The 18683-nt window shown below is 58.7% G+C and carries 26 protein-coding genes; 8 read left to right on the forward strand and 18 right to left on the reverse strand.

Annotated features, from left to right (window positions below; translation table 11 throughout):
• The first annotated feature begins 195 nt into the window (after nucleotides 1-195).
• Nucleotides 196-765, forward strand: a complete 570-nt coding sequence (locus D8U69_RS02010) for an Rrf2 family transcriptional regulator (protein WP_056856686.1) — start codon at nucleotides 196-198, stop codon at nucleotides 763-765.
• 3 nt (nucleotides 766-768) lie between these two features.
• Here D8U69_RS02010 and D8U69_RS02015 read toward each other — a convergent pair whose 3' ends face one another.
• Both D8U69_RS02015 and D8U69_RS02020 read right to left on the reverse strand, forming a co-directional pair.
• On the reverse strand, nucleotides 769-1113 hold the full coding sequence (locus tag D8U69_RS02015) for a hypothetical protein (protein ID WP_056856687.1): 345 nt from the start codon (nucleotides 1111-1113) through the stop codon (nucleotides 769-771).
• Nucleotides 1114-1199: 86 nt separating this feature from the next.
• Nucleotides 1200-1418, reverse strand: coding sequence for a hypothetical protein (locus D8U69_RS02020; RefSeq protein WP_056856688.1), 219 nt, complete (start codon nucleotides 1416-1418; stop codon nucleotides 1200-1202).
• A gap of 167 nt (nucleotides 1419-1585) precedes the next feature.
• On the opposite strand from D8U69_RS02020, the gene D8U69_RS02025 reads away from it, so the two are divergent.
• On the forward strand, nucleotides 1586-1825 hold the full coding sequence (locus tag D8U69_RS02025; RefSeq protein WP_056856689.1) for a hypothetical protein: 240 nt from the start codon (nucleotides 1586-1588) through the stop codon (nucleotides 1823-1825).
• 79 nt (nucleotides 1826-1904) lie between these two features.
• Here the strand turns inward: D8U69_RS02025 and D8U69_RS02030 are convergent, their stop codons facing one another.
• Nucleotides 1905-2096 (reverse strand): SPOR domain-containing protein, encoded by a 192-nt coding sequence (locus tag D8U69_RS02030; protein WP_056856690.1) that lies wholly within the window; start codon nucleotides 2094-2096, stop codon nucleotides 1905-1907.
• A 214-nt stretch (nucleotides 2097-2310) separates the two neighbouring features.
• Here D8U69_RS02030 and D8U69_RS02035 point away from each other — a divergent pair, with 214 nt between their 5' ends.
• On the forward strand, nucleotides 2311-2673 hold the full coding sequence (locus D8U69_RS02035) for an NUDIX hydrolase (RefSeq protein WP_056856691.1): 363 nt from the start codon (nucleotides 2311-2313) through the stop codon (nucleotides 2671-2673).
• Between the two features lie 11 nt (nucleotides 2674-2684).
• On the opposite strand, the gene D8U69_RS02040 is transcribed toward D8U69_RS02035, so the two are convergent.
• From D8U69_RS02040 to D8U69_RS02075, 8 genes are all read right to left on the reverse strand, one after another.
• Nucleotides 2685-3458 carry a 1,6-dihydroxycyclohexa-2,4-diene-1-carboxylate dehydrogenase gene (locus D8U69_RS02040; protein ID WP_130906581.1) on the reverse strand — a complete coding sequence of 258 codons (774 nt, stop codon included), beginning with the start codon at nucleotides 3456-3458 and terminating at the stop codon, nucleotides 2685-2687.
• An 87-nt stretch (nucleotides 3459-3545) separates the two neighbouring features.
• Nucleotides 3546-4559 carry a benzoate 1,2-dioxygenase electron transfer component BenC gene (gene benC / locus D8U69_RS02045; RefSeq protein WP_130906582.1) on the reverse strand — a complete coding sequence of 338 codons (1014 nt, stop codon included), beginning with the start codon at nucleotides 4557-4559 and terminating at the stop codon, nucleotides 3546-3548.
• Between the two features lie 10 nt (nucleotides 4560-4569).
• Complete coding sequence (benB, locus tag D8U69_RS02050) at nucleotides 4570-5058, reverse strand: benzoate 1,2-dioxygenase small subunit (protein ID WP_130906583.1); 489 nt, start codon at nucleotides 5056-5058, stop codon at nucleotides 4570-4572.
• Nucleotides 5055-6419, reverse strand: a complete 1365-nt coding sequence (benA, locus tag D8U69_RS02055; protein ID WP_130906584.1) for a benzoate 1,2-dioxygenase large subunit — start codon at nucleotides 6417-6419, stop codon at nucleotides 5055-5057. Before benA ends, benB begins: the two co-directional genes overlap by 4 nt.
• Nucleotides 6420-6964: 545 nt before the next feature.
• Nucleotides 6965-7924 (reverse strand): AraC family transcriptional regulator, encoded by a 960-nt coding sequence (locus D8U69_RS02060; RefSeq protein ID WP_056856694.1) that lies wholly within the window; start codon nucleotides 7922-7924, stop codon nucleotides 6965-6967.
• 98 nt (nucleotides 7925-8022) lie between these two features.
• A complete protein-coding gene (gene catA, locus D8U69_RS02065; RefSeq protein ID WP_056856695.1) occupies nucleotides 8023-8952 on the reverse strand; it encodes a catechol 1,2-dioxygenase in 930 nt (309 codons plus the stop codon).
• A gap of 55 nt (nucleotides 8953-9007) precedes the next feature.
• Nucleotides 9008-9298, reverse strand: coding sequence for a muconolactone Delta-isomerase (catC, locus tag D8U69_RS02070; protein ID WP_034150962.1), 291 nt, complete (start codon nucleotides 9296-9298; stop codon nucleotides 9008-9010).
• Nucleotides 9299-9308: 10 nt separating this feature from the next.
• Entirely contained in the window at nucleotides 9309-10457 is a 1149-nt protein-coding gene (locus D8U69_RS02075; protein WP_177434542.1) for a muconate cycloisomerase family protein, read from the reverse strand.
• Between the two features lie 127 nt (nucleotides 10458-10584).
• Here D8U69_RS02075 and D8U69_RS02080 point away from each other — a divergent pair, with 127 nt between their 5' ends.
• Nucleotides 10585-11469, forward strand: coding sequence for a LysR family transcriptional regulator (locus D8U69_RS02080; RefSeq protein ID WP_056856697.1), 885 nt, complete (start codon nucleotides 10585-10587; stop codon nucleotides 11467-11469).
• Nucleotides 11470-11471: 2 nt separating this feature from the next.
• Here the strand turns inward: D8U69_RS02080 and D8U69_RS02085 are convergent, their stop codons facing one another.
• Nucleotides 11472-11711: a DUF1652 domain-containing protein gene (locus tag D8U69_RS02085; protein WP_056856698.1), complete on the reverse strand. Its 240-nt coding sequence runs from the start codon at nucleotides 11709-11711 to the stop codon at nucleotides 11472-11474.
• A 112-nt stretch (nucleotides 11712-11823) separates the two neighbouring features.
• Nucleotides 11824-12723, reverse strand: a complete 900-nt coding sequence (locus tag D8U69_RS02090; RefSeq protein WP_130906585.1) for a polysaccharide deacetylase family protein — start codon at nucleotides 12721-12723, stop codon at nucleotides 11824-11826.
• A 242-nt stretch (nucleotides 12724-12965) separates the two neighbouring features.
• Between D8U69_RS02090 and D8U69_RS02095 the strand changes: the two genes are divergently transcribed.
• Together D8U69_RS02095 and D8U69_RS02100 are read left to right on the forward strand one after the other, a co-directional pair.
• The gene (locus D8U69_RS02095) at nucleotides 12966-13646 is read left to right on the forward strand and encodes an SOS response-associated peptidase family protein (RefSeq protein ID WP_130906586.1); all 681 of its coding nucleotides are present in this window, start codon (nucleotides 12966-12968) and stop codon (nucleotides 13644-13646) included.
• 258 nt (nucleotides 13647-13904) lie between these two features.
• On the forward strand, nucleotides 13905-14177 hold the full coding sequence (locus D8U69_RS02100) for a hypothetical protein (protein WP_056856912.1): 273 nt from the start codon (nucleotides 13905-13907) through the stop codon (nucleotides 14175-14177).
• Between the two features lie 106 nt (nucleotides 14178-14283).
• Here the strand turns inward: D8U69_RS02100 and D8U69_RS29400 are convergent, their stop codons facing one another.
• The 3 genes from D8U69_RS29400 to D8U69_RS02110 form a co-directional block, all read right to left on the reverse strand.
• Nucleotides 14284-14439, reverse strand: a complete 156-nt coding sequence (locus D8U69_RS29400; protein WP_177336608.1) for a hypothetical protein — start codon at nucleotides 14437-14439, stop codon at nucleotides 14284-14286.
• A gap of 66 nt (nucleotides 14440-14505) precedes the next feature.
• Nucleotides 14506-14817, reverse strand: coding sequence for an AzlD domain-containing protein (locus tag D8U69_RS02105; protein WP_177434543.1), 312 nt, complete (start codon nucleotides 14815-14817; stop codon nucleotides 14506-14508).
• Nucleotides 14817-15515 carry an AzlC family ABC transporter permease gene (locus D8U69_RS02110; protein ID WP_130904611.1) on the reverse strand — a complete coding sequence of 233 codons (699 nt, stop codon included), beginning with the start codon at nucleotides 15513-15515 and terminating at the stop codon, nucleotides 14817-14819. Before D8U69_RS02110 ends, D8U69_RS02105 begins: the two co-directional genes overlap by 1 nt.
• Before the next feature lie 138 nt (nucleotides 15516-15653).
• Between D8U69_RS02110 and D8U69_RS02115 the strand changes: the two genes are divergently transcribed.
• Complete coding sequence (locus D8U69_RS02115; RefSeq protein ID WP_056856701.1) at nucleotides 15654-16016, forward strand: DUF2784 domain-containing protein; 363 nt, start codon at nucleotides 15654-15656, stop codon at nucleotides 16014-16016.
• Between the two features lie 82 nt (nucleotides 16017-16098).
• Here the strand turns inward: D8U69_RS02115 and D8U69_RS02120 are convergent, their stop codons facing one another.
• Nucleotides 16099-17652 (reverse strand): sensor domain-containing diguanylate cyclase, encoded by a 1554-nt coding sequence (locus tag D8U69_RS02120; RefSeq protein WP_056856702.1) that lies wholly within the window; start codon nucleotides 17650-17652, stop codon nucleotides 16099-16101.
• Nucleotides 17653-17742: 90 nt separating this feature from the next.
• On the reverse strand, nucleotides 17743-18270 hold the full coding sequence (locus D8U69_RS02125) for a DUF3087 domain-containing protein (protein WP_130906587.1): 528 nt from the start codon (nucleotides 18268-18270) through the stop codon (nucleotides 17743-17745).
• A 232-nt stretch (nucleotides 18271-18502) separates the two neighbouring features.
• On the opposite strand from D8U69_RS02125, the gene D8U69_RS02130 reads away from it, so the two are divergent.
• A partial coding sequence (locus D8U69_RS02130; protein WP_130906588.1) for a pyrimidine/purine nucleosidase domain-containing protein occupies nucleotides 18503-18683 on the forward strand: 181 nt, incomplete at its 3' end.

The raw sequence follows: 18683 nt of genomic DNA on the forward strand, positions 1-18683 counted from the left end.
GCGACTCTATTTGTCCGAGTTGAATGCCGCAACAGTTTTTTCGAGATGGTTCCAATCAATCAAATCGATACACCGATAAAACTCCTTTAAACCAACAGCTTCAGAGGCCTGTCGATGCCAGTGAGGAGGCAGTGGTTCGTTGTAAGGCAGGGAATCAGCTGTTAATATTTGCGACATATTTAGTCGGAGATCGAGATGTCTCTATACAGCGCAGGTGTTGAGTACGGGATTCACTGCCTGATTTTTCTGGTGGGCAATCGCGGCGATACGCGTGAAGCGAGCGTGCGCGACCTTGCGGAACTGCAAGGCGTGCCTCTGGACTACCTGGCAAAAATCTTCACCAAACTGGCCAAGGCAAAACTGGTGGTCGCCACCGAGGGTGTGCGTGGCGGCTTCAAGTTGGCCCGGCCCGCCGACGAGATCTCGCTGCTGGATATCGTCAACGCCATCGATGGGCGCAAGGCCATTTTCGATTGCCGGGAGATTCGCGGTCGCTGTGCGCTTTTTGAGGGTGAAGCCCCCGACTGGGCACTTGAAGGGCACTGCTCGGTGCACGCTGCAATGATGACCGCGCAAAAGCGCATGGAAGACGCCCTCGCCCAGCAAACCATTCTGGATATCGCCAGAAAGGTTGGGCGCAAAGCGCCGGCCGAGTTCAATTCGCAGGTAGACGACTGGATGAATGATCGCCGTGAAAAGAAAGGCTCAGCGAGTGCCCAGGCAGGCGACGATCAACTCATCCAGGTCACTGACATCGGCGACTGAAGGCTACAGGCAGTCACGCACTGCCTGGCGCAATGCGCCGGATTTCGCCCAGGGTGGCCCTTGATACAAGGACACCCGGCTACCGTCCTTGAATTTCACGATGTCCAGAACCTCGTCGGCGGTAATGATGCTGGGTGCGGTAATCCGGTAGCCATTGGAAATCGACGACTGCGTGGTGTTGGAAACTTCTTGCTGCCAAATCGGCAATACGCACCCGGCGAGGACCTTGGGTGTTTTTTCACTGTACTTACTGACATTCGGCTCCCCAGGCACCACCGACGCCGGTAACGAACATCCCCCCAACAACGCCAATACCACAGCCGCCCCCCACAACATCCGCCTCTGCATAAAGCATCCTTATCCTGAAAACATGAAATGTAGCCTGTCCCCGCACCGACAGCCATTTGCTATCGGCTGATTTGCTGCGCCGCGCCTTAGCCATCGGACTTGTGTTCGCCAGGGTCGGGGTATGAACGCTCGTTCAGATATGTCATCCAGCGCTCGTAGGCTTCATGCTGCCATCGCGTGACCCGCTCCCATTCCGGACCGCTGAGTTGGTGGCCGGAAATGAGATTCATCATTTCGCTGGTGGCCGCATCCAGATCGGCGATCAGCTCGTGGGCATGCGCCCGGAAGTCATCGGTTGCCGTCATTTGCCCTGTCCCCGCCCTGAGGAAAATCGCTACTTCACTACGACAACGAATTTTTCCGATCGCGCAAATTTCCCGACCAAAGGAAGCCGCTCGGGGCATGACAAACACAACGCCCCGTCACGCTAATGGGTCTAAAATTTCGTAGCACAGCGTTTCAGGAGAACATCATGTGGCTTAACGAGAGCGAACAAGCGCTTCGGCGTGATCTGCAAGGGCTTGCATCAGATCTGCGATGGTCGGCGGTAGAACTTTTACGCATCGCCGAGCAATTACGCCTGACCGGCAACGATGTCGATGCAGAGGCCGTCAAGCGCCTGTGCGACCTGTTCCAGGGCGATGAACAACGATTGTCTGGCTATGCCGAGGAAGTGAAGGCCAAGATCATCACCCGCAACAAGGCTGAATAAAAGTAGCCGTTACCGGGCAAACGCCCCGACACAATAAAAAGCCCCGGCGTGCCGGGGCTTTTGCGTACGCTTGATCAGCTTACTGGCTGTTCGCTTTTTTGTTCGACTTTGATCGGTAGCCGGGAAGTGACGCCGCAAACGCCAATGCTTCTTCTCGGCTGGCAAATGACCCAAGACGATCACCTTTGGTGCAAACCCGCCATGGGCCGTTGTTTACGCTAAGTACGTCGTAACCGTTCATGTGCATCTTGTTCAACATCGGAACACTCATGGTCACCTCCATCTCGACAATGAATCCAAGGTCAACACACTTACCTTACACCCACCTCTGGACGTCATGACGACCAGACGTCGATTTAGCCGCTTGCCAAAACAACGGCACTTTTCGGGTCACACACCGCTCAGAACAACAACAAGAGAAGGCAAAAGCGGCCCGATCATTGCAGTTTTGTTACAATTTCATGACAGCAGTTGGTCTGGAACCCATGAAAGTACGCGCGACAGTCATTTGCGAGCTGGAAAGACACATCTTGCTGGTACGCAAACCAAGGTGTCGCTGGACGCTGCCTGGGGGAAAAGTCGAACCCGGTGAAACCACTGCTGCCGCGGCGTTGCGAGAATTGCAGGAAGAAACCGGGATAGATGCCGATGACATGCTGTACCTGATGGAACTGGAAACCGAGAGTACCCGGCACCACGTCTTCGAGGCCTCAGTGCCGGGCTACCCCGCAGCCCGGCCACTCAATGAAATCTTCGATTGTATCTGGTACCCGCTGGATGCCGTGCAGAACCTCAACACCAGCGAAGCCACGCGAAGGATCGTCAAAGCGTTTCAGCGTCGCCTCTAACTCGTGTCTTCTCAGCCCTGATCGCCACCGCCCACTGGCATGACCATGCCGGTGATATAAGACGCTTCATCGCTGGCCAGAAACAAAATCGCGCCTGCTTGCTCATCCAGCGTACCGTAACGCTTCATCAAACTGCTGTCGAGTGTCTGGTCGACGATCTGCTGATACCAGACCTTTTCTTGCGGGCTCTCCTCGGCGCTGTTGCGCGGAATCACCCGCGGTGGCGCTTCGGTGCCGCCCGGCGCAGTGGCATTGACCCGCACGCCGCGCCCGGCGGTTTCGAACGCCAGGCAGGCGGTCAGTGCATTCACGCCGCCCTTCGCCGCGCCGTACGGCACGCGATTGACACTGCGGGTGGCGATGGACGAAACGTTGACGATCGCACCGCTGCCCTGCCCCAGCATGAACGGCAATGCCGCATGGCAGCACCACAACGTCGGAAACAGCGAACGGCGAACCTCGGCTTCGATCTGCGACGCTTCGTAATGCTCAAAAGGCTTGGCCCAGATTGTCCCGCCTACATTGTTGATCAGCACATCCAGGCGCCCGAAACGCTCGACGGCGGTCTGCATCACCCGGTTGCACTCATCGTATTGTTCGAGGTCGGCCGTCAGCGCCAGGACCTGGCTGCTCGGCGCCAATTGTTGCTGCAGCTCGAACACCAGTTCGGAACGGTCGACCAGTATCAGCTTCGCCCCTTCCGCCGCCATGCGCTCGGCCACGCGCCGACCAATGCCCTGCGCGGCACCGGTAATCAGCGCGACTTTTTCGTGAAATCTGTTCATGTTTACCTCATCGGTCGGTGCCGAACTCATCGCGAGCAGGCCCGCTCCTGCATGGATGGGTTGTCGAAGCAGTTACCCGCGCAAGTCTCACGCCGCGCTGGCGGCAAATTTTTCGTAGTAGAAGTTCACCGGCGCGATGCCTTGCTCGCGGATGAACTGGCTGACCGCCTCGACCATCGGCGGCGGACCGCACAGGTAGACATCGACATCACCCTCGTTCAGATGCTTGGGCTCGATGTGCTGGGTCACGTAGCCCTTGAGCGGATGTTGACTCTCGGGGCTGGCGACGCAGGCGCTGAAGGTGAAGTTGGGGATGCGTGCGGCAAAGGCTTCCAGGCGGTCGAGTTCCACCAGGTCGAAATCGTGGGTCACGCCATAGATCAGATGCAACGGATGATCACTGCCCTGCTCGGCGATTTTCTCCAGCATCGCAGTGAATGGCGCCAGCCCGGTGCCACCGGCCAGTAACAGCAGCGGACGACGGATATCGCGCAGGTAGAAACTGCCCAGAGGCCCTGCCAGGCTCATGCTGTCGCCCGCCTTGGCGATGCCGGTGAGGAAGCTGCTCATCAGCCCGCCCGGCACGTTGCGGATCAGGAAACTGACCTCGCCATCGCGCTGTAACGAACTGAACGAATAGGCCCGCGTCTGTTCGCTGCCGGGAATGCCCAGGTTCACGTACTGCCCCGGCAGGAACGCCAGTTTGCTCAATGACTCGCCCTTGATCGACAGCGCGATGGTGCTGTCGGACAGCTGGCGTACGGCGCTGATGGTCGCGTCGTAACTGGCCTGACGGGTGCGGCAGACCTCCGATGACGTCGGCACCCGCACCACGCAATCACTCTGAGCGCGCATCTGGCACGTCAGGACAAAGCCTTGCTCGGCTTCTTCAGGGCTGAGGGCGTCTTCGATGTATTCCTCACCCAAATCGTATTGCCCGGCTTCGGCAAAACACTTGCAGGTGCCGCAAGCACCGTCGCGGCAGTCCAGCGGGATATTGATGCCTTGGCGGTACGCTGCATCGGCCACGGTTTCGCCAACGTTGGCGTCGATGAATCGAGTGACGCCGTCTTCAAAATTGAACGCGATGGAATGGGTCATGACGGCAGTCTCACAAGTGGTAAACATCGATGACCTGGCGAACGTAGTCGTTCTTCAGGATCACTTTCTTGGCCTTGATCAACGGGTTTTCACCCCGCACGTCGAGGGTGTAGAAACTGCTGCCGAAATAGCTGTCGACGGTCTTGTAGCGAAAGCTCAGGGTGTGCCAGTTGAAGCGCACCTTGCACAGTCCGTCGGCATGTTCGAGCAGCTCGATGTTGCTGATGTTGTGGGAGGTACGGGTGTCCGGCACGCTGGCACTGGAACGCTCGGTCTTGATGCGGAAGATGCGATCTTCAAGGCCCGTGCGGTTGCCGTACCAGATCAGCGAGATTTCCCGCTGCGGATCTTCGGTCAGCTCATCGTTATCGTCCCAGGACGGCATCCAGTAGGTCGCGTCGGGGGCATACATTTCAAGCCATTCGTCCCACTGGCGGTCGTCGAGGTAGCGTGCTTCGCGATAGAGAAAATCACGCACCGTTTCATAGGAAATGGTCATTGCACGTCCTCCACGGCGATCAGTTTCGACTGCTCGGCAGCCAGGGCCTTGAGCATGGTCTGCTGCCAGTACTTGTGTTGCAGCACGAACAGGCCTTCGTCCTCGGTGCGTACGCCGCTGAGCAGCGGATGCAGGTCGATTTCCTTTGCCGCCTCGTCGGCGCCTTCGATCCAGTGCTCGGCGCCCCGGGACATGTCGTTCCAGGTGGTGACGCTGCCCTGGTAGCTGGTCTGGCAGGAGCGGAACTCCTCGAGATCGTCCGGCGTGGCCATGCCGCTGACGTTGAAGAAGTCTTCGTACTGACGAATCCGGCTCGAACGGGCATGGTCGCTCTCGCCCTTCGGCGCGATGCAGTAAATGGTGATTTCCGTGCGGTTGACCGAGATCGGCCGGGCAATGCGGATCTGCGAGCTGAACTGGTCCATCAGGTAGACGTTGGGGTACAGGCACAGGTTGCGCGAGTTCTCGATCATCCAGTCAGCGCGCGCCTTGCCGAAGTCTTGCGCCAGCTCGTCGCGACGCTCGTACAGCGGACGGTCCTCGGGGTTGGCCCAACGGGTCCAGAGCAACATGTGGCCCTTGTCGAAGGAATAGAAACCACCGCCCTGCTTGGCCCAGCTGCCGGCGCTCATGGTCGGGTTTTCGTCACCGGCCTCGCGCTGCTTGCGCTGGTTCTGGGTGGCCGCGTAGTTCCAGTGCACCGAACTGACGTGATAGCCATCGGCACCGTTTTCGGCGGTGAGTTTCCAGTTGCCTTCGTAGATGTAGCTCGAAGAACCGCGCAGCACTTCCAGGCCGTCGGCGGACTGGTCGACGATCATGTCGATGATCTTCGCCGACTCGCCCAGATGCTCCACCAGCGGCAGCACATCGGCCTTGAGGCTGCCGAACAGGAAACCGCGATAGGACTCGAAACGTGCGACTTTGGTCAGGTCGTGGGAGCCTTCGCAGTTGAAGCTCGACGGGTAGCCGGCGTTGGCCGGATCCTTGACTTTGAGCAGCTTGCCGGAGTTGTTGAAGGTCCAGCCATGGAACGGGCAAGTGTAGGAGCTTTTGTTGCCGGACTTGTGCCGGCACAGCGTCGCGCCACGGTGGCTGCAGGCGTTGATGAAGGCGTTGAGTACACCGTCCTTGTTGCGCGCGATGAAGATCGACTGGCGCCCCATGGTGGTGGTGTAGAAATTGTTGATATTGGGGATCTGGCTTTCGTGGGCCAGATACAGCCAGTTGCCTTCGAAGATGTGTTCCATCTCCAGATCGAACAACCGGGGATCGGTGAACATCTCGCGTTTGCAGCGATAGAGGCCCTGCTCGGGATCGTCTTCAAGCAGGGAATGCAAATATTCGGGTCGCAGGGTCATGGCCGCCGCCTCCATTGTTATTGTTCAGGCAGGGCCATGCTAGGACGGGGCAATGTGGTGGACTATCCGCTGGATGCAGATCTTTATCCGTTTTGTGCAGTTGGGGGCGCGACTTCGACCTGTGGCGAGGGAGCTTGCTCCCGCTGGGTCGCGCAGCGGCCCCAAAACCTGCAACGTCGCTGAACCAGAAAAACCGAGACCTTCGGATTTGCGACTGCTTCGCAGCCGAGCGCGAGCAAGCTCCCTCGCCACACATTATCGGGTGAACTCAATGCCGGCGTTTGAGGGTATCGGAAGGCAATTCACCGAACTGCTTGCGATAGCTGTCGCAGAACCGTCCCAGGTGCAGGAAGCAGACCTTTATCCGTTTTGTGCAGTTGGGGGCGCGACTTCGACCTGTGGCGAGGGAGCTTGCTCCCGCTGGGTCGCGCAGCGGCCCCAAAACCTGCAACGTCGCTGAACCAGAAAAACCGAGACCTTCGGATTTGCGACTGCTTCGCAGCCGAGCGCGAGCAAGCTCCCTCGCCACACATTATCGGGTGAACTCAATGCCTGCGTTTGAGGGTATCGGAAGGCAATTCACCGAACTGCTTGCGATAGCTGTCGGAGAACCGTCCCAGGTGCAGGAAGCCATAGTCCATCGCCACTTCCGTGACATTGCGCACATTGCAGGTCGGGTCGCTCAGGCAGGCGTTGATGCGCTCCAGGCGTTTCTGGCGCAGGTAGTTTTTCGGCGTGACGCCGGCATTGCGCTCGAACAGGCCATACAGCGAGCGCAAGCTCATGTGCGCCTGGCGCGCCAGTTCTTCGCTGTCGATGTCGCGCTTGAGGTTACTGGCGATGTAATCGGCAATGGCCTCGAACGTGGCCGTCTGTGAGCCCAGTTCAAGGCGGCAGACGTTGGTTTTCATCAGACTGAGCATCTTGCTGACGATGATCTGTGTGTAATGCTCTTGCACCCTGGGAATCTGCTCGGTGGACTCGGCCTCCTGGCAGATCATTGCCAGCAGGTTGACGAAACCTTCCAGTTCATTGAGCTGATAACGGTTCTCCACAAACCGCACGCCCTGCCCCGGATAGCGCCAGCGTTGCTCGTCGCAGACCGACTCAAACAAGCGGGTCGGAATTTTGAGAATGAATTTTTCGCAATCGGCGGAATACGTCAGGTCGACAGGATCGTCAGGGTTGATCAGCAGCAATTCGCCGGGGGCAAAGTAATGCTCCTGGCCATGTCCACGCCACAGGCAGTTGCCGCGCAGCAGCACTTGCAGGTGATAAATGCTGTCCAGCGCACCGGACGTCACGCGCACACTGGCACCGTAACTGATACGGCACAGGTCGAGGCTGGCGAACTTGCGATGGTCCAGGCTGGCCAGCGGACTGCCAGCACGAGGCATGAGAATGCAATGATTACCGACGTGCTGATTGACGTAGCCCGAGACCGCATAAGGGTCGGCATGGTCGAAGACTCTGCTGCGCTGACTCAACAGTTGAGCTTGCATCATCGGGTCACTCTCGTTGTTGTTATATGTTGCGGTAATCCATTCTAGTACCGAACCCCCTGCAGGAGCGAGCAGGCTTGCTCCTACAGGGGGCGACGCGATCAGTCCTCGAGTGCGCGAACCCGCTCGTGACGCTGTTGCTCTTCAGGCTGGGCAGACGATTGCAGGGTGAAATCGAACTCGATTTCGGCAAAACGACCGCTGACACCGTAGGCCGCCGCACGCTGCTGATCGTCGCTGAAGGTGATCTTGGCGATCAGCTCGTCTCGGGTGGCGTAGGCGAAATCGTCATGCAGGTACTTCTCGCCATCCAGGTTGATCTGGGTGGTCAGGTGGCGATGATCCGGCGCGGAAATGAAGAAGTGCACGTGCGCCGGACGCTGGCCATGACGGCCTAGCTGATCGAGCAATTGCTGGGTTGGACCGTCCGGTGGGCAACCGTAGCCCGACGGCACGATGCTGCGAAAGCGATAGCGGCCATCGGCGTCGGTGACTATGCGGCGACGCAGGTTGAATTCCGATTGGGTCGGGTCGAAGTACGAGTAGGTGCCACCGGTATTGGCGTGCCAGACGTCCACCACGGCACCGGCCAGCGGTTCGCCCGCCGTGTTGAACACGCGGCCTTGCATGAACAGGGTCACACCCGGATCGACGCCGTCATCCAGACGCGCTTCGCCTTGCGACAACGGTGCACCCGCCACGTACAGCGGGCCTTCGATGGTGCGCGGCGTGCCGCCGGATTTACCGGCCTGCTCGTCTTCGGCGTCCATCAACAGATCGAGGTAGTGTTCCAGGCCAAGCCCGGCCACCACCAGCCCGGCCTCTTGACGAGCACCCAGCACGTTCAGGTAATTGACCGCTTTCCAGAATTCTTCCGGGGTCACAGCGAGGTCTTCGATGATGTTTACCGAGTCACGCAGGATGCGGTAGATCAGCGCTTTGGTCCGTGGATTACCGGCATCGTTGTGCAGGCCGCTGGCCTCTTCGAGAAATTTCTGGACTTCGGCAGTGTGGGAGATCTTGACGTTCATTTTTGCAGGTTCCTCATCTTGTAATTATTAGGGTAGCGCGCTGAACAGGCTGGGCTCAGCGGTCATCGTCACGAATGGAAGAAGGATGCCGGCACATCGCGTCGATTTCGATGGCCATGTACGGGAACAGCGGCAGTTGCATCAGCAGGTCGTGCAGTTCCTGAACGCTGTCGACATCGAATACGCTGTAATTGGCATAGTGCCCGGCGATGCGCCACAGGTGACGCCACTTGCCTTGATCTTGCAGGCGCAGCGCCAGGGCTTTCTCGTCAGCCTTCAATTTGGCCGCTGCTTCGGGGTTCATGTCGACCGGCAGGTTCACGGTCATTTTTACGTGGAACAGCATAATGCTCTCCTCAGGCTTGATGAATGGCGGTGGAGGTCTTGTCGCGGCGGAAATACGCCAGGCGTTCTTCATCCAGGCTCAGGCCCAGACCCGGGGTGTTCGGCACGTGGAGTTCGAAATCGCGGTAGACCAGCGGTTCGCTGAGAATGTCTTCAGTCAACAGCAACGGACCGAACAGTTCAGTGTCCCACGCCAGTTTGTTCAAGGTGACGAAGGCGTGGGCCGACGCCATGGTGCCCAAACCACCTTCAAGCATGGTGCCGCCGTACAAGGCAATTCCCGCCGCTTCGGCGATAGAGGCAGTGCGCAATACGGCGCGCGGGCCACCATTCTTGGCGATCTTCAGGGCGAACACCGAAGCCGCGCCTTCGCGAGCCAGGTTGAACGCATCTTCCACGCACTCGATGGACTCGTCGGCCATGATCGGCGCCGGGCTCATGGCATTCAGGCGCGCCATGCCGGCACGGTTGTTGCGCGAGATCGGTTGTTCGATCAGGTCGATGCCATTGGTCCCCAGAATGCGGCAGGCACGCAACGCAACGGCTTCGTCCCACGCCTGATTGACGTCGACCCGCACACTGGCGCGGTCGCCCAGGGCTTTTTTGATAGCGATTACGTGGGCCAGATCGCGGTTGACCTCACCGGCGCCGATCTTCAGTTTGAAGATGCGGTGGCGGCGCAGATCGAGCATTTTTTCCGCTTCGGCGATGTCTTTTTCGGTGTCGCCACTGGCCAGGGTCCAGGCCACCGGCAGCGCATCACGCACACGGCCACCGAGCAATTCACTGACCGGCAGCCCCAGGCGTTTACCCTGGGCATCGAGCAATGCGGTTTCAATCCCGGATTTAGCGAAGGTGTTGCCACGGATGCTGCGCTCCAGGCGCAACATGACGGCGTTGACGTTGCCGCTGTCCTGGCCGATCAACAACGGTGCGAAGTGTTTGTCGATGTTGGTCTTGATGCTGTCCGGGCTTTCGTTGCCGTAGGCCAGACCACCGATGGTGGTGGATTCGCCGATGCCTTCGATGCCGTCGGCGCAACGTACACGAATGATCACCAGGGTCTGGTTCTGCATGGTGTGCATCGCCAGCTTGTGCGGGCGGATGGTCGGCAGATCGACGATGATCGTCTCGATCGATTCAATGGCGGTTGCTAGCATTTCAATACCCGTCAGGTTCTTGGAGTTCTGGAATCGATTCTCGTACGGCTTTTTTCTGGTTGCCAATATAGAATTGGTCTGACTTGATACCTTATAGGTATGCGAACAACTGACACCGGGAGGCTTCATGGAACTGCGGCACCTGCGCTATTTCCAGGTCTTGGCGCAAACCCTCAACTTCACCCGTGCCGCCGAACTGCTGCACATCGCCCAGCCACCGCTGAGCCGGCAGATCCAGCAGCTGGAAGATGAACTGGGGGTGATCCTGCTTGAACGCGGCCGCCCGTTGAAGCTGACCGACGCCGGGCGTTTTTTCCATGAGCACAGCAGCGCCCTGCTCGAGCAACTGAACAAGATTTGCGACAACACCCGTCGCATCGGACTGGGGGAAAAAACCTGGCTGGGCATTGGTTTCGCGCCGTCTACGCTCTACGGCGTGCTCCCGGAACTGATCCGCCGTTTGCGCAGTGGAGAGCCGCTGGAGCTGGAGTTGGGGCTTTCGGAAATGACCACCCTGCAACAGGTGCAAGCCCTCAAATCCGGACGCATCGACATCGGCTTCGGGCGCATCCGCATCGACGACCCGGCCATCGTACAGACTGTGCTGACCGAGGATCGCCTGGTGGCCGCCCTGCCCGCCGGGCATCCATTGCTGGCTGGCCCCATCAGCCTGCGCGACCTAGCCCGGGAACCCTTCGTGCTTTACCCCGGCAACCCGCGCCCCAGCTATGCCGATCACGTCATTGCGTTGTTCGAGTCCTACGGGGTCAGCATCCACGTGGCGCAATGGACCAACGAGCTGCAAACGGCGATCGGTCTGGTGGGGGCCGGGATCGGGGTCACGCTGGTGCCGGCCTCGGTGCAATTGCTGCACCGCGACGACATCGGATTCACGCCATTACTGGAAGACAACGCAACCTCGCCGATCATTCTCAGTCGGCGGGTGGGTGATGTGTCGCCCGGGTTGAGCCATTGCTTGCGGATGATTGACGAACTGCTGCCGCGAAGCTGAACTCAGCCGGCAAACGCCCGGCGCCCGGCGCTCATCTCGGTTCGCAACTCGCCAATCAGGTCGGAGATGGCGCGCACGCTGGTCAGTTGCTCGGTCGAAACGCCGTCGATCAGCAACTTGACGTCCCCGGAAATGGGTTCGAAAACCTCGATGCGCAACAATCCCAGGGTTTCCGTGCACTCGCAGGTCAGCGGTTCGAAACCGGACTCGACTATGTTGCAAAGTACTGAAATAGGAACCATGGCCGGTGCCTCGGCGACAGTTGAGTGGGTTGGATCCGTCTGAGCATAGATCGGCTTTGCCCGTTTTGCCCCAGCGAAAAGCGTTAAATACCTCTCATTTTGAACAAATTCTTCAATGAGGATTGTCCTTCCAGATCCAGTTCCAGACACCCGGCAGTTCAACCGGCTGCGCACTGTCGCGCAACGTACGCGCCATCGCCGCTCGTTGCAGCGCCGCTGTGTCGTCGTAGAACGGCTGGCTTGCGGTCCTGACGCCAGTCGCCCGGGCGCTGTCGAGCAAAATCTGCAGGTATTCACGGGTATGCCGGGCGGTGTAGCGATTGAGGTCATGGAAGGTCACCACGACCGGAATCACCCCGTCCACCACTGGCAGTTCACCACGGGCGATGCGCTCGCGTACTTCAGACATTGAACGCAGCATGTGCGAGCGGCGCCGCGGGCTGGCATTGAAGCCCCAGATCTTGCCGTCATTGGCGCTCAGGTCGGTCAGCAACACATGCAAACCATGCTGCTGGTAGGCAGCGAAAGTGCGCTTGTCGTAACTCCAGAATGGCGGGCGAACCAGCGTGGGAGGCGTACCAGTGATTGCGGCGATATCAGCACTGCCGTCGTTGAGCGCTTGATCCAGTTCCTGCGCATCCAGAGAGCGATGATTGGTATGCGATGGCGTGGCGGTGTGGAAGGCCAGGATGTGCCCGGCATCGCGTTCGCGGTGCATGATTGCACGGCCGATCTCGCTGCCGCCCGCCCTTGATGCCCGGGTCTGCACGAAGAACACCGCCTTGATGCCCGGTTGCAGCGGATTGACTGCCAGACTGTCGAGCACGGTTTCAGTGGGGTTCCAGAAGCTCGATGCGGAAGGACCGTCATCGAAGGTCAGCAGGAAACGAATCGGTGGTTGCGCACGCAGCCGCTGTTCGGTTTGCGCGGTCATTTCGATGGGAGCCGCGATACAGCCCAGCAGACTGACGGCCATCGTGCATGTCATGAGTAGCTTGAACCAGTGTTTCATGTTTTGCCTTTGGCCAGACCCGTGCGGTCAACACGTCAAACGGCAAAATTCCTTCGCCCGTTCATCCATCTTCGGCCCGCAGGATACTGCGGGCCGAAGATGGATAAGGGTACACAGTGTTTGGTTCCGGGGCTCGTTTACTGTGCCAGCGTACTTCGCCAAAAAGCCTCGCTCCTGGAAGTTTTGTCTCAAACCAGGCAATGAGGCGACTAAGCTGAAATCTCCTGCCGGAGGGTTCAACGATGTGCGGACGCTTGTCGCAATACCGGGGCATTCACGATTTCGTGGCGGTGCTGAGCATTCCCGACGCGCTGATCAATCACGTCGGCGATCAGCCTCTGGCGCGCTACAACGCGGCGCCCACCACCCAATTGGCGCTGCTGCATCGGGAGGATGACGGCCTGCATGCCGATTCACAGCGCTGGGGTTGGCGCCCGCACTGGGCCAAAGATCGGGCCGCGCCGATCAATGCGCGGGTCGAGAAAGTCGCCCACGGCCCGTTCTTCCGGGCGATCTGGCCTCACCGCGCAATCTGCCCGGTCGACAACTGGTTCGAATGGGTCGATGCCGGGGATGGCACGCGGCAGCCCTGGCTGATTCGACGACGTGATGGAGGGCCGATCTTCTGTGCAGCCATCGGTCAATTCCCGGTGGGCGACGCACCGCCCAGAGAAGACGACGGCTTTGTCATCATTACCGCCGACAGCGCCGGCGGCATGCTCGATATCCATGACCGTCGGCCGGTGGTGTTTTCGGCAGAACTGGCGCAGGAGTGGCTGGACCCGGCCACACCTCGGGAGCGCGCGGAGCAAATGGTACTTCTGCAAGGTGAACCCAGTGACGTATTCAACTGGCACAAGGTCGACAAAGCGGTTGGCAATACCAGAAACCAGGGCTCGGATTTAATCGCTGAAGTGACCTGAGCCTGTCAATAACAACAAGGATGCCTGCATAAACGTTAGTTATTACGGAAAATACAGATGCAAGTTGCATCTTGACTGTTTCTATTAACTAATATCGCAGTTGGCGTATTACCGCTGGTCTGACCAGAGCGTCGCTTTGCATACATTTTTTGTCGCTACCGCTACTATCCGCGCCGTATTTCCAGCTACGCCATCAGCTGACCAGAGAGTCAGCCCTTAAGGAAATCCCCTTACACTCAAGCCTTGCAGAGAACTAAATTGCGCGACGATTTTACAAATAATCATGTCGTGGGTCTGGCGTGTGTTTATCTTACAAAGACAGAACACTACCAACTCGACTGTTTTATCGGGCAATACATACAGACCCGTAACTTGCGTTCAATTCCCAATATCAACGAGGTCCTGAGTTCAACCCTCAAGAGCTACCCGGGCAAGCACCCGGTGATGGTTAACGAACTGAACGCCTGGATCGACAAGACATTGGGTTTTCGGGCCGCTCATCCCGACTTCATGCCGTCGGACGACGCCTGATTCCCGCGCTTGCAACCTTCGTATTAGCAGAGACTCAGTGAGTCTCTTTCATTTCGTGCCGTCCCTGTAGAGCAGCTTGCAGCAGCTCTACAGGGACGTCTTTCGGTCAGGGTTTCAACGGGATTTCGATATCGCGATCCGACAGTTCGCGACTGTCGTCATGCTTCCAGGTCTTTTCCGATTTTCTCTGTTGCTCAAGCTCCTCTTCTGTCGGCTCATCCATGTCGTCGTCCGGGTCCGGACGCTTGGGGTCGTTCGCCATGTTCACCTCTCTTCCTGAAGGGATTGTTCGTCAGTTTTAAGCGTAGAACACATTCCTTTGCCCGGTTCACAGCCACCAGCGCAGCAAAAAGAAGAAGCCCATGCTCAACAACATGCTGAGCAAAGTGTTGCGGGTGTAGAGCACCAGGCCGATCGCCACCAATGAGCTGATCAGGTACGGGTTGTCCCATTGCAGGTTCAGTTGCTTCTCGGGCATGAACACAATCGGCCCACAGATGGCGGTCAACATCCCGGGCACGGCGAAGCCCAGAAACTGCCGGGCATTACTGCTCAGGCGCACCGGCAGCCGCGGTTCGAGAAACACGTAACGATTGAGAAACACCAGCACGCCCATGCCGATGATCACTGCCCAGACCATCATGTGCGTGCTCCCTGAAACTTGTTGCAGATAAACCCGGCGGTCATGCCCGCCAGTCCCGACAGCACCAATGCCGAGCCCCATTGCCAATAGCTGAACAGCACCGAGCAGAACAGCGAAACAGCCACGCAGACCACGGTCGGCACATTGCGCACCACCGGGGTGATCAACGCAATGAACGTGGCGGCGATGGAGAAATCCAGCCCTATGTGTTCCAGACCGGGAATGCTGCTGCCCAACACAATGCCGGCAAGGGTGAAGAGGTTCCAGGCAATGTAGAACGTCAGGCCGACACCCAAGGCGTACCAGCGGTCGAACTGCTGTTTGTCGTGCTGGCTGGTCAAGGCAAACAATTCGTCGGTGAGCAGGAACCCCAAGCCCACTCGCCAGCGACCCGGCAAGGGCGAAATCACCGAGCGCATGCTCATCCCGTACAGCAAATGCTGGGAAGTCAGCAACAGCGTGGTCAGCAGGATGGAAAAGACCCCGGCACCGCCCTTGAGCATCCCGATGGCCACCAGTTGCGCGGCGCCGGCAAATACGATGCTCGACAGCCCCTGCCCTTGCAGGGGCGTGAGATTGGCTTCGATGGCCATGGAGCCAGCCAACAAACCCCAGGGCGCGGTGGCCAGGGACAACGGCATGATCGCTGCGGCGCCGCGAAGAAACGCACTGCGCGGCAAGTGTGATTTGGACATAACGCTCTGTAACCAGAAGAAAAGACATGCGACTTTGCCAGCAGTCGCGGCCGATGGCTCGAACAATCTTGCGCATTGCTACGAACCTGTTGCGCCCGAGTACCATAGAGCGATTGCCTGACACCTTCGAGAGTCGACATGCATTACCGAATCGCCGCCGATGGATTGGTGCTGTTTCACCTGGCGTTCATTGTGTTCGTCTTGTTCGGCGGGTTGTTGCTGCTCAAGTGGCGCCGTCTGATCTGGTGGCACCTGCCTTGCGTCGCGTGGGGTATCGCGGTGGAGTTGTTCCACCTGCCCTGCCCGTTGACGCGCTGGGAAAACCTGATGCGCCACGCCGCCGGGCAAAGCGGTTATGGCGCCGGTTTCATCGAGCATTATGTGTGGCCGCTGATTTATCCGAGCGGCCTGACCCCGGCGATTCAACTGGGGCTGGCGGGTCTGGTACTGCTGGTCAACGTGCTGGTCTATAGTCAGGTGATCAAACGGCGTTTCGCTTGAAAGAGCTTCACCGAAGCCACCGTGCCTGGTGGCGGTGGCGGTGGCGGTGGCGAGCAAGCGCAGACAGCGTCAGGTCCGGACTTCAATTGGCGATGACGCTCATGTTGCGGCCGCTGGCCTTGGCCACATACAAGGCCTTGTCGGCAGCACCGATCAAGTCATCGGTAGCGCTTTGGGAAACCGCGTCGTAGCCACAGACTCCGACACTGACCGTCACCACGCCTTCAGGGCTCTCACTGTGCTCCAGGCCGCTGGCAAGCACCGCGCCACGGATTTTCTCCGCCAGCAGAAATGCCCCGACGTAATCGGTCCCGGGCAACACCACGGCAAACTCTTCGCCACCGAAACGCGCCGCCAGATCACCAGGACGCTTGATGGTATCGACGATGATCGCACTGATCTTGCGCAAGCACTCGTCGCCGGCCAAGTGACCGTAGCGATCATTGAAAGCCTTGAAATAATCGACATCGATCATCAGCAGCGCGAGACCGGTCTGGTTGCGTCGGGCACGCCCGGCTTCGGCCTGAATGAACAGATCGAACTGACGCCGGTTGGCCAGCCCGGTGAGCGCGTCTTCCAGCGCCAACAGTTCCAGGTTGCGATTGACCTCCAGCAACTTGTCCTGAGCGCCAAGCAGTTCGGCCTGGATGCGATTTTGCTGTTTCATCAACTTGATCAGGCGATAACCCAGCACTCCCAGAAATGCCAGCAGCAACGAGACGATGGCGGCGCTGAGCAGCGACTCCTTGCGCCAGCTGGTCAACACTTCGTCTTTGTTCAACGCGGTAAAGACGATCAGCGGATAACCTTCGACCCGACGATAGCCCGTCACTCGCTCGACGCCGTCGATGACCGATGTAATTGTCGCCGTTCCCGAACTGCTGACGGGCAGCAGTTGGGTGAACAGCGGACTCTTGCTCAGACTGGTACCGATGTCTGCGTCATGGAACGGTCTGCGCACGATAATGCTGGCATCGTCGGCGATCAGGCTGATCACACCGTTGCTGCCGATGTCGATGCTGTCGTACAGCTGCAGGAAGTGACTGAGATAAATGGTTGCCAGCGCTACGCCGGCGAAGCTGCCGTCAGGATGGTTGATCCGCCGCGACACGGTCAGGATCCATTCACCGCTGGAACGGCTCTTGATCGATGGGCCGATGTGTGGGCCGCGATCGGGATGGTCGCGATGGTAAATGAAGTATTCACGGTCGGAATTGTTGGCCACGCCCACTTCCGCGCCGTTTGAGTTGGCAATCCATTGCCCGGTTTCGTCATACACGAACAGGCCGTGAATCTGACTCAGTTCACTGCGTTGGGCACTGAGCAGGCGCTGCAAGCGACTGATCCGGCCGGCATCGAAGCCATCATTTTCGAGGCGATCGACCAAGGTAAACAGCAGCGTATCCGCCTGTTTGATCGTCGAACGCGCCTGCGAGGCCAGGGTCTGCGCAAGGTTGGACATCGCCACTTCCTTGTCGCGCAGATGGTACTGGCGAGAGCTCCAGGCCTCCCAGATGACAATCACCACCATCGACAGGCACACCGCAACCAGCAGCGTCACCGCGGAGCGAATCTTCAGTCGGGCAATGCCAGGCCGGCTGTTTTCGATACGATCGTAAATGGACGGATGCCCCATGCCGCTCGCTCCTTGATTATTGGAAATACCGAGGCTTCCTGCTCGATGTCTTCCCACTATGCCTTCCCCGGGATAGCCACACCATCGGGGTTAGCCTGATGTTCGCTTGACTGCCTCCAGCCACGCCGGATCCAGGCGCGGCTGCTCGGGATCAATGCCCAGCACTTGCATCCGCGCCGCGTGTTGCTGCATCTCCCGATTCAATGCGCCATGGTCGCTGGAATTGCCGTCCAGCTCGTGCATCTGGCTCAAGCCCAGATGATAGAACCGTAGCAGTTTCATAGCCGTCGGATCGCCCGCCTCCACGGCGGCTGTGACGTGGTGCATGAAATTGGTGACGCTCATCAAGCTGCGCTTGAGTTGCCAACTATAGACCGCGGGCGCCATCCACTCCTGGGTCCAGAACACTTTGCGCATCAGTGCCGCCATCAGCAACACCGCGGCAAACACACCGCCGATGTTGAACCGCAGGTTGTCGCCGCCAGGTTCGCCGAACAACGCCACCGCCGCCGTCGAGAGCACCATCGCCAGCGCCACGAAGACTACGGCGATGATCAACGTGCTGCGCCGTGTCTGTTGACGGTAGGTTTGGGCGTCCATCGGCTGGATTTCGAACATGGCGTCGGGATTCCTTTTCTTCGGTGGTAAAAAGATTCTGCGTCAAAAAGACTGCGGGGCATTATCGCCTCTGCGAGGGATTTAGCTATGCTGGGGCTCCTTTTCATCTTTTCATCGTCAAACGGGGACATGGCGAGACCACGAAGTTCGTGCCATCTTCTTTCATGGATACACACTATTCGGATGCCATTCGTTGTTTCTGTGGGAATGACATCGTTTTAAGGATCATTGAATGACCCAACGACAAGTAATCAACGCCTCGGTCAGCCCGAAAGGCAGCCTGGAAACACTCTCCCAGCGGGAAGTCCAGCAACTGAGCGAAGCCGGATCCGGCAGTACCTACAACATCTTCCGCCAATGCGCCCTGGCCATCCTCAACACCGGCGCCCATGTCGACAACGCCAAGACCATCC

The sequence above is a fragment of the Pseudomonas sp. Sample_16 genome (genome assembly GCF_004307665.1).
Lineage (GTDB): Bacteria > Pseudomonadota > Gammaproteobacteria > Pseudomonadales > Pseudomonadaceae > Aquipseudomonas.